Origin of the sequence: Pseudomonas iridis (assembly GCF_017980685.1) — a bacterium.
In the GTDB taxonomy this organism is placed as follows: domain Bacteria; phylum Pseudomonadota; class Gammaproteobacteria; order Pseudomonadales; family Pseudomonadaceae; genus Aquipseudomonas; species Aquipseudomonas iridis.
On sequence record NZ_JACXXO010000002.1, the window covers coordinates 528,096 to 542,252 of the forward strand.

15 protein-coding genes and 1 pseudogene are annotated in these 14,157 nt (G+C 61.1%); all 16 read right to left on the reverse strand.

Going from position 1 to position 14,157, the window contains the following annotated elements:
* Positions 1–81 precede the first annotated feature (81 nt).
* Positions 82–387 (reverse strand): urease subunit beta, encoded by a 306-nt coding sequence (locus IEQ42_RS07220; protein WP_127925651.1) that lies wholly within the window; start codon positions 385–387, stop codon positions 82–84.
* A complete protein-coding gene (locus tag IEQ42_RS07225; protein ID WP_210703037.1) occupies positions 387–920 on the reverse strand; it encodes a GNAT family N-acetyltransferase in 534 nt (177 codons plus the stop codon). The genes IEQ42_RS07220 and IEQ42_RS07225 overlap by 1 nt, the downstream gene beginning before the upstream one ends.
* Positions 921–925: 5 nt before the next feature.
* Positions 926–1,459 (reverse strand): GNAT family N-acetyltransferase, encoded by a 534-nt coding sequence (locus tag IEQ42_RS07230; protein WP_210703038.1) that lies wholly within the window; start codon positions 1,457–1,459, stop codon positions 926–928.
* Positions 1,460–1,468: 9 nt separating this feature from the next.
* The gene (gene ureA, locus IEQ42_RS07235) at positions 1,469–1,771 is read right to left on the reverse strand and encodes an urease subunit gamma (protein ID WP_210703039.1); all 303 of its coding nucleotides are present in this window, start codon (positions 1,769–1,771) and stop codon (positions 1,469–1,471) included.
* A gap of 157 nt (positions 1,772–1,928) precedes the next feature.
* Positions 1,929–2,768: an urease accessory protein UreD gene (locus IEQ42_RS07240; protein ID WP_210703040.1), complete on the reverse strand. Its 840-nt coding sequence runs from the start codon at positions 2,766–2,768 to the stop codon at positions 1,929–1,931.
* A 43-nt stretch (positions 2,769–2,811) separates the two neighbouring features.
* Complete coding sequence (gene urtE, locus IEQ42_RS07245; protein WP_047299522.1) at positions 2,812–3,510, reverse strand: urea ABC transporter ATP-binding subunit UrtE; 699 nt, start codon at positions 3,508–3,510, stop codon at positions 2,812–2,814.
* 139 nt (positions 3,511–3,649) lie between these two features.
* Positions 3,650–4,519, reverse strand: a complete 870-nt coding sequence (gene urtD, locus IEQ42_RS07250; RefSeq protein WP_042557446.1) for an urea ABC transporter ATP-binding protein UrtD — start codon at positions 4,517–4,519, stop codon at positions 3,650–3,652.
* On the reverse strand, positions 4,516–5,595 hold the full coding sequence (gene urtC / locus IEQ42_RS07255; RefSeq protein WP_210703041.1) for an urea ABC transporter permease subunit UrtC: 1,080 nt from the start codon (positions 5,593–5,595) through the stop codon (positions 4,516–4,518). The genes urtD and urtC overlap by 4 nt, the downstream gene beginning before the upstream one ends.
* On the reverse strand, positions 5,595–7,097 hold the full coding sequence (urtB, locus tag IEQ42_RS07260; protein ID WP_210703042.1) for an urea ABC transporter permease subunit UrtB: 1,503 nt from the start codon (positions 7,095–7,097) through the stop codon (positions 5,595–5,597). The genes urtC and urtB overlap by 1 nt, the downstream gene beginning before the upstream one ends.
* A gap of 161 nt (positions 7,098–7,258) precedes the next feature.
* Entirely contained in the window at positions 7,259–8,524 is a 1,266-nt protein-coding gene (urtA, locus tag IEQ42_RS07265) for an urea ABC transporter substrate-binding protein (RefSeq protein WP_042557449.1), read from the reverse strand.
* Between the two features lie 352 nt (positions 8,525–8,876).
* The gene (locus tag IEQ42_RS07270) at positions 8,877–10,253 is read right to left on the reverse strand and encodes a PepSY-associated TM helix domain-containing protein (protein WP_210703043.1); all 1,377 of its coding nucleotides are present in this window, start codon (positions 10,251–10,253) and stop codon (positions 8,877–8,879) included.
* 163 nt (positions 10,254–10,416) lie between these two features.
* Complete coding sequence (locus IEQ42_RS07275) at positions 10,417–12,432, reverse strand: TonB-dependent copper receptor (RefSeq protein ID WP_210703044.1); 2,016 nt, start codon at positions 12,430–12,432, stop codon at positions 10,417–10,419.
* Positions 12,433–12,516: 84 nt separating this feature from the next.
* Entirely contained in the window at positions 12,517–12,948 is a 432-nt protein-coding gene (locus tag IEQ42_RS07280; RefSeq protein WP_210703045.1) for a DUF2946 domain-containing protein, read from the reverse strand.
* Positions 12,949–12,969: 21 nt separating this feature from the next.
* Positions 12,970–13,449 (reverse strand): copper chaperone PCu(A)C, encoded by a 480-nt coding sequence (locus IEQ42_RS07285; RefSeq protein WP_150594088.1) that lies wholly within the window; start codon positions 13,447–13,449, stop codon positions 12,970–12,972.
* 48 nt (positions 13,450–13,497) lie between these two features.
* The gene (locus IEQ42_RS07290; RefSeq protein ID WP_210703046.1) at positions 13,498–13,896 is read right to left on the reverse strand and encodes a DUF2946 domain-containing protein; all 399 of its coding nucleotides are present in this window, start codon (positions 13,894–13,896) and stop codon (positions 13,498–13,500) included.
* 96 nt (positions 13,897–13,992) lie between these two features.
* Positions 13,993–14,155, reverse strand: a pseudogene (locus tag IEQ42_RS27270) (addiction module antidote protein); the annotation flags it as partial.
* Positions 14,156–14,157: the final 2 nt, after the last annotated feature.

A 14,157-nucleotide genomic window follows, 5' to 3' on the forward strand; every position in this document is an offset into this window, starting at 1 on the left:
ACCGCGGCGTAGCGGCTATCGGTGATCGGCTCCCTCTCCCTCGGGAGAGGGCTGGGGTGAGGGGCTGCGTTACACGCGCAATTACAAGTCCCCCATGATCCGCCCGGCAAAACCGAACACCCGCCGATGCCCGGCGTAATCCACCAGCTCGACTTCCCGGCTCTGCCCCGGCTCAAAGCGCACCGCCGTGCCCGCCGGGATGTTCAGGCGCATGCCACGGCTGGCTGCGCGATCAAACGTCAGGGCGTCGTTGGTTTCGAAAAAGTGATAGTGCGAGCCGACCTGGATCGGTCGATCACCGCTGTTGGCGACTTTCAGGCTGAGGGTGCGGCGGCCGACGTTGAGCTCAATGTCGCCGGGCTGGATCTGGTATTCGCCAGGAATCATCACTGGGCTCCTTGCAGAATTTTGTAATAGAGGGCGGTCGGTCGATACGTGCCGTGCGGGTCGCAGGCGTAGTCGGGGATGGCCCCGGCGCGGGTGTAGCCCAGGGCTTTATAGAAATCTTCAGCCGGCGAACCCGCTTCTGTGTCGAGGTAGAGCATGCCGCGCTTTTGCTTGGGCGCTTCGAGCTCCAGCGCACTCATCAATTGCTGACCGAGGCCGCGACGACGGGCGTGTTCGCGCACCAACAATTTCTGCACCTCGGCACGATTCAGGCCATTGGCCTTTTGGCACAGACCCAACTGCACACTGGCCAGCACTTGCTCGTCGTTGACCACCACCCAAAGCAACACGCTGCCCTTGTTGACGTTGTCTTGCACCTCATCGAAATAGGCGCGGGCCTGCGCGGCATCAAGGTCGGCCATGAAGCCGACACTGGCGCCATACCCCACGGCATCAAGCAGCAGATCGATCAGTCCCTGACGATAATGCGCAAAACTTTCAGCGTTGACGCGGCGCAGTTGGGCGGCGTTCATCGGTGTCACTCCTTGTTGGCGGCAGGCGGCTCCGCGCCAGGGTTGAGGGTCAGTTGCATGAAGGTCAGGTCCAGCCAGCGGCCGAATTTGGTACCGACTTGCGGCATCTGCCCGGTGATGAGGAAACCGGCGCGCTCGTGCAATCGAATCGAGGCGGCGTTGCCGCTTTCGATGGCGGCGACCATGACGTGTTTGCCGCAGGTTTTTGCGCGTTCGATCAGTGCCTTCATCAGTTGCGGACCGAGGCCGTTGCCGCGTTGGTCGCTGCGCACGTACACCGAATGCTCGACGGTGTGGCGGAAGCCGTCGAAGGGCCGCCAGTCACCGAACGAAGCGTAGCCGAGTACCGTGTTGTCGCTGTCGACGATCACCAGGATCGGGTAAGCCTGAGCCTGCCGTGCGGCGAACCACGCTTGCCGGTTGCCGAGGTCGACGGCCGACTCGTTCCAGATCGCCGTGGTGTTGAGCACTGCGTCGTTGTAGATATCGCGGATCGCCGGCAGGTCGGCGTGGAGGGCATCGCGAATGGCGTAAGTCATGGCGCGGCCTCAGACAATCGGTTGGTGGACGGTGACCAGTTTGGTGCCGTCGGGGAACGTTGCCTCAACCTGAATTTCCGGGATCATTTCCGGGATGCCTTCCATTACCTGGTCGCGGCTGAGCAGGGTGGTGCCGAAGTGCATCAGATCGGCCACGGTGCGGCCATCACGGGCGCCTTCGAGCAGGGCTGCGGAGATGTAGGCCATGGCTTCCGGGTAGTTGAGCTTCACGCCGCGAGCCAAACGCCGCTCGGCGACGAGGCCGGCGGTGAAGATCAGCAGCTTGTCTTTTTCGCGTGGGGTCAGGTCCATTGTGGGATTCCATCAGGGCAGATTGAAAAGAGTCGGGACTGTTGGCACAGATCCCTGTGGGAGCGAGCCTGCTCGCGAATACGGACTCATATTCAGCACATGTGTTGGCTGACACAGCGCTTTCGCGAGCAGGCTCGCTCCCACATTGAATTGCATTTCAGGTGTTCCAGATTCGTGGGGGCTGGGCGTCGCGACCCAGCAGGGCGGGTCTGAGCAAACGCCATAAATCGATGAGCCAGGCCCGGGCGAGCAATGCTTCACTGGCCAGACACCGAGCGACCAATAGCTCCGGCAACTGCGTCAGATCCCCACGTACTTCGTGGCCCAACGAGCGGCAACGCTCAAGCAATTCAGCATCGATTTCACCGGTCACCAACAACGTTGCAAACACCGGATTACCGTCCAGCCCGATCGGCGAATCGAGCAAACCGTCCCCGCCGACAATGCGCTGACGTTCATGCCAGAGCAATCGACCATCACGACGAATATCCAGATGACTCTGAAAATGGCCCAGATCAAAGCGCTCGCCACTGGCCGGACGGCCCAGCGCGACCACGTCCCAGTAGAACAACCGTGCATCGCCTTCAAGATCAATCGACGTCGTCAGTTCAGCCTGCGCGGCGCTGTAGACGATGGTCTCTTGCGGCAACCATTCCAGCGTCGCCCCGGCAGCTACCTTCAAATCCAGCTGCTGATAAGCAGGGCCTGCCGCGCGGTACCACTTGGCCGCGCCGGGGCTGGTGATCTGCGCCCAGGCGTGCGCCTCGACGCGGGCGCTGATGTCCAGCCGATCGCCGCCGGCGATCCCGCCGGGCGGGTGGACGATGATGTGTTGGCACACTTCAGGACCTTCGGCGTACAGATGCTTTTGTACCCGCAGCGGGCCGAGGTGACGGCGCATGACCGGGCGCGTGCAATCGCCGAAGCGCGCGTAGGCCAGCTCCAGCTCAGCGTGCCAGCTCGGGGTAAACAGGGCAGTGGAAATGGGTAAATTCATGGTTTGTAATTATCGTTAGGAAGCTACAGGTTAGATCGTATCGTTAAATCGTGACTAGCCCGCGCACACCTTCGGCCTCCATATTTTCGCCGCGACCCTGTTGCACGATCTCGCCCCGGGACATCACCAGGTACTGATCGGCCAACTCCGCGGCGAAATCGTAGAACTGCTCCACCAGCAGAATCGCCATGTCGCCACGCGCCGCCAGCTTCTTGATCACCGCACCGATCTCCTTGATCACCGACGGCTGAATGCCTTCGGTGGGCTCGTCGAGGATCAGCAGGCGCGGACGGCTGGCCAGTGCTCTGCCGATGGCAAGCTGCTGTTGCTGACCGCCGGACAAGTCGCCGCCGCGACGCTGTTTCATCTGCAGCAGCACCGGAAACAATTCGTAGATGAACGCAGGAACTTCCTTCGCTTCGCTGCCGGGAAACCGCGAGAGGCCCATCAGCAGATTTTCTTCCACCGTCAGCCGGCCGAAAATCTCGCGACCCTGGGGCACATAGGCAATTCCGGCGTGGACCCGTTGGTGCGGTTTGAACGTGGTGATGGGTTTGCCTTCCCAGTTCACCGCGCCTTCTTTGGCCGGCAGCAGGCCCATCAGGCATTTGAGCAGCGTGGTCTTGCCCACGCCGTTGCGCCCGAGCAGGCAGGTAACTTCGCCGACCTTCACGTCAAAGCTCAGGCCACGCAGGATGTGACTACCACCGTAATACTGGTGCAGCTTTTCGACTTGCAGCATGTCCAAATTCCTCTGTTCCACACAGAACCCTGTGGGAGCGAGCCTGCTCGCGAAGGCGGCATGACATTCAGCCATTTCAGCGCCTGATGCACCGCTTTCGCGAGCAGGCTCGCTCCCACAGGTTTTGTATTCGCAAACCTTAGCGGCCGAGGTAGACCTCAATCACCCGCTCGTTTTCCTGCACCTGCTCAAGCGACCCTTCCGCCAACACGCTGCCCTGGTGCAACACCGTCACGTGGTCGGCAATCGAGCCGACAAAACCCATGTCATGCTCCACCACCATCAGCGAATGCTTGCCGGCCAGGCGCTTGAACAGTTCTGCCGTGAACTCGGTTTCGGCATCGGTCATGCCCGCCACCGGCTCATCGAGCAACAGCAGTTGCGGGTCCTGCATCAGCAACATGCCGATTTCCAGAAACTGTTTCTGCCCGTGGGACAACAACCCGGCCTGACGATTGACCGAGGTGGTCAGGCGAATCGTGTCCAGCACTTCGCTGATGCGATCACGTTGTTCGCCGCTCAAGCGCGCACGCAGACTGGCCCACACCGATTTGTCGGTTTTCTGCGCCAGTTCAAGGTTTTCAAACACGCTCAGCGCTTCGAACACCGTGGGTTTCTGAAACTTGCGACCGATGCCGGCCTGAGCGATCTGCACCTCGCTCATCTGCGTCAGGTCCAGGGTTTCGCCGAACCAGGCCTTGCCGTGGCTGGGACGGGTCTTGCCGGTGATCACGTCCATCAACGTGGTTTTGCCTGCGCCGTTGGGGCCGATGATGCAGCGCAATTCGCCGACGCCGATGTACAGGTTGAGATTGTTCAGTGCGCGAAAGCCATCGAAGCTGACGCTGATGTCTTCCAGGGTCAGGATCGTGCCGTGGCGGGTATCGAGGCCCGGGCCGACGCGTTGGCCGAGGCCGATGGAATCGCGGCTGGTCCCGGCATCCTTGTTCGGCTCGACGGGAAAGAAGGCGGGTTCAAGCATGAATTCTGCGCTGGCTGTGACTCTCATGATTCACCTCGTTTTTTCAGCAGACCGATCACGCCTTTGGGCAAGTACAGGGTCACGATGATGAACAGCGCACCGAGGAAGAACAGCCAGTATTCAGGGAACGCCACGGTGAACCAGCTCTTCATGCCATTGACCACGCCAGCACCCAGCAACGGGCCGATCAAGGTGCCGCGTCCGCCGAGGGCGACCCACACTGCCGCTTCAATCGAGTTGGTCGGCGACATTTCGCTCGGGTTGATGATCCCGACTTGCGGCACGTACAACGCACCGGCCAAGCCGCACAGCACCGCGCTCAACACCCAGACAAACAGCTTGAAACCGCGGGGGTCATAGCCGCAGAACATCAGACGGTTTTCCGCATCACGCAGCGCGGTGAGCACCCGACCGAACTTGCTGCGCGCCAGACGCCAGCCGATAAACAGACTCGCCACCAGCAACAGAACCGTCGCCAGAAACAGCACCGCGCGAGTGCCCGGTTCAGTGATGCCGAAACCCAGAATCGTGCGGAAATTGGTGAAGCCGTTGTTGCCACCAAACCCGGTCTCGTTGCGGAAAAACAGGAGCATTCCGGCGAAGGTCAGGGCCTGGGTCATGATCGAGAAATACACGCCTTTGATTCGCGAGCGGAAGGCAAAAAAGCCGAACACCAGCGCCAGCAATCCCGGCGCCAGCACCACCAGACACATGGCCCAGAGGAAGCTGCTGGTGCCGGTCCAGTACCACGGCAATTCGCTCCACGACAGGAAGGTCATGAACGCCGGCAGGCCATCGCCGGCAGCCTGACGCATCAGGTACATGCCCATCGCATAACCGCCGAGGGCGAAGAACAGACCGTGGCCCAGCGACAGCAAACCGGCGTAACCCCAGACCAGATCCAGCGCCAGAGCGACGATGGCGTAGCAGAGGATTTTGCCGACCAGCGTCAGGGTGTACGCCGAGACATGCAGCGCGTTGTCCGGCGATAACAGTGACAGCAGCGGCAGGGCGATCAGCAGTGCGAGGATCACACCACCCACCGCCAGTATGATTTTCGGGCCGGCCTTTTGCGTGGCCGTAACGAGCAGGGGCTGGTTCATCAGTCGATCACCCGTCCTTTCAATGCGAAGAGGCCTTGCGGACGTTTCTGGATGAACAGAATGATCAACGCGAGGATCAGGATCTTGCCGAGCACCGCACCAATCTGCGGTTCAAGAATCTTGTTGGCGATGCCCAGGCCGAATGCCGCGAGTACGCTACCGGCCAACTGGCCAACACCGCCAAGCACCACCACCAGGAACGAGTCGATGATGTAGCTCTGGCCCAGATCCGGGCCGACGTTGCCGATCTGGCTCAGCGCCACACCGCCTAGTCCGGCGATACCGGAACCGAGGCCGAAGGCGAGCATGTCGACGCGACCGGTGGGCACGCCGCAGCAGGCGGCCATGTTGCGGTTCTGCGTGACCGCGCGAACGTTGAGGCCAAGGCGTGTCTTGTTCAGCAGCAGCCAGGTGAGGACAACCACAAACAACGCGAAAGCGATAATGACGATGCGGTTGTACGGCAGCACCAGATTGGGCAGCACCTGAATCCCGCCGGACAGCCACTCGGGGTTGGCCACTTCGACGTTCTGCGCACCGAACAGCAAACGCACCAACTGAATCAGCATCAGGCTGATGCCCCAGGTGGCGAGCAGGGTTTCCAGCGGTCGGCCGTAGAGGTGACGAATCACCGTGCGCTCCAGCGCCATGCCAATGGCGGCGGTGACGAAAAACGCCACCGGCAGTGCGATCAGCGGATAGAACTCGATGGCCTGCGGGGCGTAGCGCTGGAACATCAACTGCACCACATACGTCGAGTAGGCGCCGAGCATCAGCATCTCGCCGTGGGCCATGTTGATCACGCCGAGCAGGCCGAACGTGATCGCCAGACCCAGTGCCGCAAGCAGCAGAATCGAACCCAGCGACATGCCGCTGAACGCCTGCCCGAGCACTTCGCCGATCAGCAGTTTGCGTTTGACCTGGGCGAGGCTGGTTTCCGCGGCGGTGCGCACGCTGGCATCGGTTTCGACGCCGGGTTCGAGCAAACCTTCGAGGCGTGTACGCGCCAGTGGATCGCCGGTTTCACCGAGCAGACGCACTGCGGCGAGTCGCACTGCCGGATCACTGTCGACCAGTTGCAGATTGGCCAGCGCCAGGCTCAGGGCCGCGTGGACGTTTTCATCTTTTTCGCCAGCCAGTTGCTGGTCGAGGAATTTCAGCTGCGCCGGTTTGGCGCTTTTCTGCAATTGCTGCGCGGCGCTCAGACGGATTTTGGCGTCGGCGGCGAGCAATTGGTGGCTGGCCAGAGCGGTGTCGATCAGACCCCGCAGGCGATTGTTCAGGCGCAGGGTTTTCGGTTGGCCGTCGACGGTCAACTCGCCTTGTTGCAGCGCGTTGATCAGTTCGATACGGGCCGGGTCGGGCTGCGCGGCCCAGGTTTCCAGCAGTTTGGCTTGTTGCATGGGCTTGGCGGCGACGAAGTCTTCGGCGTCACCGGCGTGGGCCAGCATCGGTAACAACAGTGCGATGGCACAGATGAATCGGTAGAGGGCAGTGGGCATAGTCAGTCGCCTTGACGCGGACATTGTGGGAGCGAGCCTGCTCGCGAAAGCGTTCTGTCAGTCACATCAATGCTGGATGTGCCGACGTCTTCGCGAGCAGGCTCGCTCCCACAGGGAATTGCGTCAGCCTTGCGTCAGGCGCAAGACCGACATCCAGTGACTCAGTTGCTCTTCACCGCATAATCCGGCTTCTTGTCGTTGCCATCGATAAACGGACTCCACGGTTGCGCCCGAATCGGCCCTTCGGTCTGCCACACCACGTTGAACTGACCGTCGGCCTGAATCTCGCCGATCATCACCGGCTTGTGCAGGTGGTGATTGGTCTTGTCCATGGTCAGGGTGTAGCCCGACGGTGCGGCAAAAGTCTGACCGGCGAGGGCTTCGCGGACTTTGTCGACGTCGGTGGATTTGGCTTTCTCGGCCGCCTGCGCCCACATGTGGATACCGACGTAAGTGGCTTCCATCGGGTCGTTGGTCACCGCTTTGTCAGCGCCGGGCAGGTTGTGTTTCTTCGCGTAGGCTTTCCAGTCGGCGACGAATTTCTTGTTCGCCGGGTTCTCCACCGACTCGAAGTAGTTCCACGCGGCGAGGTTGCCCACCAGCGGTTTGGTGTCGATACCGCGCAATTCTTCTTCGCCTACCGAGAATGCCACCACCGGAACGTCGGTGGCTTTCAGGCCCTGGTTGGCCAGTTCTTTATAGAACGGCACGTTGGAGTCGCCGTTGACGGTCGAGATCACAGCAGTCTTGCCGCCGGCCGAGAACTTCTTGATGTTGGCAACAATGGTTTGATAGTCGCTGTGACCGAACGGGGTGTAGACCTCTTCGATGTCCTTGTCGGCCACGCCTTTGGAGTGCAGGAACGAACGCAGGATCTTGTTGGTGGTGCGCGGGTAGACGTAGTCGGTGCCGAGCAGGAAGTAGCGCTTGGCGCTGCCACCTTCTTCGCTCATCAGATATTCAACAGCGGGGATGGCCTGCTGGTTCGGCGCGGCGCCGGTGTAGAAGACGTTCGGCGACATCTCTTCACCTTCGTACTGCACCGGGTAGAACAGCAGACCGTTGAGTTCTTCGAACACCGGCAGCACCGATTTACGCGACACCGAGGTCCAGCAGCCGAACACCACAGCAACCTTGTCCTGGGTCAGCAACTGCCGGCCTTTCTCGGCGAACAGCGGCCAGTTCGAGGCCGGGTCGACCACCACCGGTTCGAGCATCTTGCCGTTCACGCCACCCTTGGCGTTGATCTCGTCGATGGTCATCAGCGCCATGTCTTTGAGCGACGTTTCGGAGATCGCCATGGTCCCGGACAACGAATGCAGAATCCCGACCTTGATGGTCTCGGCTGCCTGGACAGTCCAGGTCATGCCCATCGCGGCAATGGATGCCGTGAGTGTGAAAGCCTTGATCAAACTGCGACGCTTCATTGTGCGATCTCCATGAACGTTAAAGTTTTTTATGGTTGGCAGATGCGGACGACTGAAGGATGTTTTGCAAGGGCTGTGCCCGGTCGGGTTTGGGCAGGGAAATGTCGTGTTAGAGCGCTTGCACGTGGATGGCATGCACCATGAACGAACGCGGAGGGCGCGTCGGTGCAGGCGTGCGCGCCAGATTGGGGCGCGATTTCATGGCCACCGTAAAAACTGTTGTGGGAGCGAGCTTGCTCGCGAAGAGGTCGTGTCAGCCAACATCATCGTTGAATGACACGCCGCACTTCGCGAGCAGGCTCGCTCCCACAATTTGATTTGTGTTTCCTCAGTAGAGCCGGCGCGGAGGCGCTTATGAAGATGAGGCCGATTCAGCCTGGCTGCCAAACCGCGACAGCAGCAGTCGATCCAGCAACCACACCACCACCAGCGAAGCCCCCACCAGCGGAAAGATCACCGCCAGCGCAAGCATGATCACCACGCCGGTTTTCCATTTCGGTAGGTCATGACGCAGCGGTGGCACGCCGAACTTGCCCTGTGGGCGACGCTTCCACCAGATCACCACGCCGCTGACGGCGCTGAGCAGAATCATCAGGCAGATCAGCAGCACGACGATCTGGTTGAAGGTGCCGAACATCTTGCCTTCGTGCAGCATCACGCCGATCTCCGTGGCCCGCGCGACCGTGCCGTAATGCTCGAAACGCACGTCGGCGAGAACCTTGCCGGTGTACTGATCGACATGCAGCGTGGCGTCATTGCGTGGGTCGTCGGCAAACACGGCGATGGTGAACACACCGGTCGCGGTGGTGGGCAGGGTGATGCTGTAGCCCGGTTCGACTTTGCGTTCAGAGGCGATGTTCTGCACATCTTGCAGGCTGATGCTCGGCGCGGCAGGACCGGCCGGGGCAGCGCCGTGGGCCATGTGTTCGGCGTGGTCGCCGGACATTGGCATCGGCGTGTTTTCCATCGCCCATGGCACGGTCTGGCGCGTGGCGCTGTTGAGGCTGCGGGCCTCGACGTCGGAGGTCGGCACGTTTTCCCACATCGCTGCCGGGAACACGTTCCACACCTGCGCGTATTGCTTGCCCCAGAAACCGGTCCAGGTCATGCCGCTGAGCAGCATCACCAGCAGCAATGTCGCGCCCCAGAACCCGGTGACCGCATGCAGATCACGCCACAACACGCGGCCGCGACTGTTCAGGCGTGGCCACACAATCCCCGCCGCCTGACCGCGCGGCCACCACAGGAAAACCCCCGACACCACCAGCACCACACCCCAACCGGCGGCCATCTCGATGAGTCGGTCACCGACGGTGCCGATCATCAACTCGCCGTGGATGGCGCGGGCGATGGCTTGCAGATTCTGCTTGGCATCCTGTTCGCCGAGGATGTCGCCGTGGTACGGATCGACGAATACGTTCAGTTCCTGCCCGGCATTGGTCACGACAAATTGCGCGCTGCGCTCGGGGTTGACCGGTGGCAGGTACTGGGTGATCTGGCCCTGAGGATAAGCACTTTTGACCCGCTGCAGCAGGTCATCGGCGGGCACGGTGTGATGACCGGCCGGGACGTTGAGCAGACTGCTGTACATCAGCGAATCGAGTTGAGGTTTGAACAGGTAAATGATGCCGGTCAGGGCCAGCATCACCATGAACGGCGCGACGAACAATCCGGCATAAAAATGCCAACGCCAGGCCAGGTTGTAGAAATTCGGTTTGGGCTTTTGCATCACGTTTGCTCCGCTTGGCTTGGATCTTTTAGTTGTTCATTCAGGTTGCTACACCGCATTCCCCGTGGGAGCGAGCCTGCTCGCGAAGGGGACGGCACATCCAACATTGATGTCGTCTGGCACGACGCCTTCGCGAGCAGGCTCGCTCCCACATGGGTGGGTGTTAGAAACTCATGTCCACCTTGGTCCAGAGCGTGCGCCCCGGCTCATTGATGGCTTGCGGGTCGTTGGCCGGGTAGCCGAAACCGGCGTTGCCCGCCAGGTTCAGGTGTTCGGCGTAAGCCTTGCCGACCACGTTGCCCTTGTTCTGATCGATACGGTTTTGCGCAGCAACCACCCTCCACAGTGCGCCGGCGCTCCAGTTGTTTTCGCTATAGGTCAGGCCCAAACGTGCGTCCAGCGGCGGCATTTGTGGCAGGGCCGAACCGTCGCTGCTGTTCTTGCCCCAGGCGTAAGCCAGGGTCGCATCGGCCTTCCAGTGGTCGGTGAGGTTGTACGCGGCGCCGAGTTCACCGCCCATGATCCGCGCGTCGATGTTCTCGGCGCGGGAAGTACTCATGCCCATCATTCCCGGGGTGTAGTCGAAGAGGATGTAGTCGCGCACCACGCCGATGTACCCAGAGGCCCAGGCCTCAAGATCGGCACTCTTGTAGTTCACGCCGAAATCCAGCTGGGTGGTCTTTTCCGGTTTGATCGAGTCGAACGCATTGACCGAGCCGGCGGGTCCGGATTTCGGTGAAAACAGCTCCCAGTAATCCGGGAAGCGCTGCGCGTGGCCAATACCGGCGTAGAGCGTGGTCGGGCTGTCGGCCAAATCATGCTCGTAGCGCACGAAGCCGCTCGGCAAGGTGTCGGCGCGGGTGTCATCGGCGGTCGGATTGGGCCGGGCCATCATTCCCGAACCGCTGGTCTGGCGGTAATCCTTGGCCGATGCACGGTCAACGCGGGCGCCGGTGATCAGCCGATCACGGTCGGCGGCGTACCAGGTCATTTCGCTGAACACGCCGTAGTTATGGAAGTCGGCGTCCTTGGTGTAGGGCTGATCCTTGTAGGTATCGATGCCCATGCCGCTGCGCTGGCGGTGTTCGTTGGTCTGCGCGTCGAGGCCGGTGATCAGCTGAATATCAGCCCAGCGCCACGTTGCCTTGACCCGTGCGCCAAGGGTGCGGCGGTCGACATTGGATGCCATTGGCCCCGCCATCATGCCGGTGCCGGACGGGGTGCGCAGGCTGTAGTTGTCCATCACATGGTCGGCGTAGTTGTAATAGACCTGCGCTTCCAGCTTTTCCAGCACGTCGGTGATGTTGGATTTTTCGACACGCAGGCCGAGGCTTTCACGCAGGAACTGTGAACCGTCCATGCCGCGTCCGGCGTAGCGGGCTTCACCATCACCCTTGCCGGCGGTGAGTTCGATCAGGGTGTCGGCGTCCGGCGTCCAGCCCACGGCGACATCGCCGTTCCACTTGTCGTAGCGCGAGGCGACGATGTCGTTGTTGCCGTCACGGTAGTCGTCGGAGTGCGCGGTGTTGCCGATCACCCGAACGTAGCCCAGCGGCCCGCCGGCAGCGGCGTCGACGACTTTGTCGAAGCGCCCGTGGGAGCCGGCCAGAATGCTGGCGTTCACCCGCGTGCCGAGTTCGCCGAAGCTTTCCGGTTCTCGGTCGAACAGCACGGTCCCGGCCGAGGCGCCCGGGCCGTAGAGCACGGTTTGCGGGCCTTTGATCACCGTGAGTTTGTCGTAGGTTTCCGGCGAGATGTAGGAGGTCGGCGCGTCCATCCGGCCTGGGCAGGCGCCGAGCATCATGCTGCCGTTGGTAAGAATATTCAGGCGCGACCCGAACATCCCACGCAGTACCGGATCACCGTTGGTGCCGCCGTTGCGCACCAGTGCAAAGCCCGGAATGGTCTTCAGGTAATCGCCGCCATCGCTGGCCGGCACTGGCTGGCGCGGGTCTTTGGGGTTGGTGACGATGGTCAATGGCGAGCTCGGGGCGATGGCGGTAATCACCGTCGGGCTCAGTTCTTCACGGTGATCGGCGTGATCATCGGCCAGCACCAGCGGGGACAGCAGGATGCCGCAAAGGACGGCGATAGCGTGCCTGAAACGAATGCGCGATTCGTTCAAAGCGAAGGACGCCTGGGCAGAGCCCGAGCGGGGAGCAGCAGAAAACCTGGACATGACAATTTCCATCAAACAGTCGTAAACGACACGGCCGGCAGCCTGAGGCTGTCTTTTCAACCGTGTGCAATCAAAGGTGCGTGTTTACGCTGTGACGGGCGGGGCGCGGGGGCGAGCGCCGGGAAAGAAGGTTGGCCGGGCATGACCCAGGCGTGGCGAGGGTGAAGTGAAGGTGTTCAGCGGCAGGATATTGAAGGCGACGAAATCGCCGCCGCCGGTCAGTGCCAGGCAATTGAACAGCAGGCTGCAATAGCCGCATTTTTCCCACAGCACATGCTGCGAGGACTGTGGCGGGCAATGTTCGGCGGAGGGTTTTGCGCCATGCCCGGCGTGATCCATGCCGGGCATGTCCATCGACATGTCCATGCTCATTGGCGTGGATGTCGAGGCGTGCTGATTCATCGGCATCGACTGAGAAATCAGTGGGCCGATGAAGATCATCAACATGGCGAACAGGGCGATCCAACTGCCGTGCTGACGGCGGTTGTCGATGGACCTGGCGCGAGGCGGGCGCATGGGCAGGATCAGCCGGGCTGATTACTGAGCGTGCGCGTGGGCCTTTGTGGTTTCGGGTGGTTTCTTCTGCACGGCGACTTCGACGGTGACGTCTCCGGCCTTCTCGAAATGCATCGTCAACGGGAAGCGTTTGCCGTCGCTGAGCAGGCTGCGGTCCGTCGGGTTGAGCAGCATGACGTGATAGGCCATTGGCGCGAAGGTCACGTTGCCGCCCGCAGGAATATCTACGCTTGGCACCTGCTGCATCTTCATCAGGTCGCCCTGCATCACATGCTCATGCAGTTGTGCTTCGGGGGCGATGGGCGAGTCGACACTGAGCAAGCGGTCGGCGGTCTTGCCGTTATTGTGAATCACGAAATACGCGGCAACCGTGGGGGCATTGGGCGGTAATTCCTGTGACCACGGGTGGGCAATTTCAAGCTCGCCGGCCTTGTATTCGTGGGCATGGGCGAAGCACGCAGGCAGCAACAGCGCAGCGATGACGATGAATTTGTTCAACATGGCAGTTCTCCAGAACGATTTGAAACGCAGATTGATTGCGCGAACAAATCAAACCAGAGGGGAGGCGCGGGGGTTCAGGCTCGGCCATTGCTGGCGCGGCGTGGGGGTTTGCAATGAGGCGGGCGCCACACTGCGATTGCTTTCGAAACGCGCGAAATACAGCTGCGGTGCATGCCCCGGCAGCGCAACCAGCGGCGCTGAGCCCGAGCAACACCAGCAATGCTGCATGTTGGAATGGGTGTCATTCGGCGGGGCTTGCTGATCGATGGTGCCGATGTTGATCGCCACCATTTTCGTCCCGCTGCCAGTGCAGAAACTGCTCCACAACAATTGCTCGGCCGGTGAATTGGCCGCCTGTGCCATCGCTCCCGTCATCGGCATGGCGAGCATGTTGAACAGCACTGCAAAGCAGGCAATCCAGGCAAGCGCGAGCCGTTGTCGGTTCATGGGACAGATCCATAGGGTGGGCGATCAGGCGTGGTATTTAGCCTGATCAGGGCCGATAAGTAAAAAAGCGTCGTGCGGTTTGGTGTCGCAGAGCGCTCACTGAGCGACGGCGTGTAATAGCAAACCCAAGGCTTCCATGACTTTTATGATAGTTGCGAATTCGCAATTGCCAGTGCTGCTCAGGGCTTTATAAAGACTTTCCCGGTCGAAACCAGCATCGCGGTGCCACTTGTGACATGCCCTGAGCTCGGGCTATGTCAC

Excerpts from the sequence above, each read along its gene's own strand:
- IEQ42_RS07220 (WP_127925651.1), bottom strand. The coding sequence starts at position 387 with ATGATTCCTGGCGAATACCAGATCCAGCCCGGCGACATTGAGCTCAAC.
- IEQ42_RS07225 (WP_210703037.1), bottom strand. The coding sequence starts at position 920 with ATGAACGCCGCCCAACTGCGCCGCGTCAACGCTGAAAGTTTTGCGCAT.
- IEQ42_RS07230 (WP_210703038.1), bottom strand. The coding sequence starts at position 1,459 with ATGACTTACGCCATTCGCGATGCCCTCCACGCCGACCTGCCGGCGATC.
- ureA (WP_210703039.1), bottom strand. The coding sequence starts at position 1,771 with ATGGACCTGACCCCACGCGAAAAAGACAAGCTGCTGATCTTCACCGCC.
- IEQ42_RS07240 (WP_210703040.1), bottom strand. The coding sequence starts at position 2,768 with ATGAATTTACCCATTTCCACTGCCCTGTTTACCCCGAGCTGGCACGCT.
- urtE (WP_047299522.1), bottom strand. The coding sequence starts at position 3,510 with ATGCTGCAAGTCGAAAAGCTGCACCAGTATTACGGTGGTAGTCACATC.
- urtD (WP_042557446.1), bottom strand. The coding sequence starts at position 4,519 with ATGAGAGTCACAGCCAGCGCAGAATTCATGCTTGAACCCGCCTTCTTT.
- urtC (WP_210703041.1), bottom strand. The coding sequence starts at position 5,595 with ATGAACCAGCCCCTGCTCGTTACGGCCACGCAAAAGGCCGGCCCGAAA.
- urtB (WP_210703042.1), bottom strand. The coding sequence starts at position 7,097 with ATGCCCACTGCCCTCTACCGATTCATCTGTGCCATCGCACTGTTGTTA.
- urtA (WP_042557449.1), bottom strand. The coding sequence starts at position 8,524 with ATGAAGCGTCGCAGTTTGATCAAGGCTTTCACACTCACGGCATCCATT.
- IEQ42_RS07270 (WP_210703043.1), bottom strand. The coding sequence starts at position 10,253 with ATGCAAAAGCCCAAACCGAATTTCTACAACCTGGCCTGGCGTTGGCAT.
- IEQ42_RS07275 (WP_210703044.1), bottom strand. The coding sequence starts at position 12,432 with ATGTCCAGGTTTTCTGCTGCTCCCCGCTCGGGCTCTGCCCAGGCGTCC.
- IEQ42_RS07280 (WP_210703045.1), bottom strand. The coding sequence starts at position 12,948 with ATGCGCCCGCCTCGCGCCAGGTCCATCGACAACCGCCGTCAGCACGGC.
- IEQ42_RS07285 (WP_150594088.1), bottom strand. The coding sequence starts at position 13,449 with ATGTTGAACAAATTCATCGTCATCGCTGCGCTGTTGCTGCCTGCGTGC.
- IEQ42_RS07290 (WP_210703046.1), bottom strand. The coding sequence starts at position 13,896 with ATGAACCGACAACGGCTCGCGCTTGCCTGGATTGCCTGCTTTGCAGTG.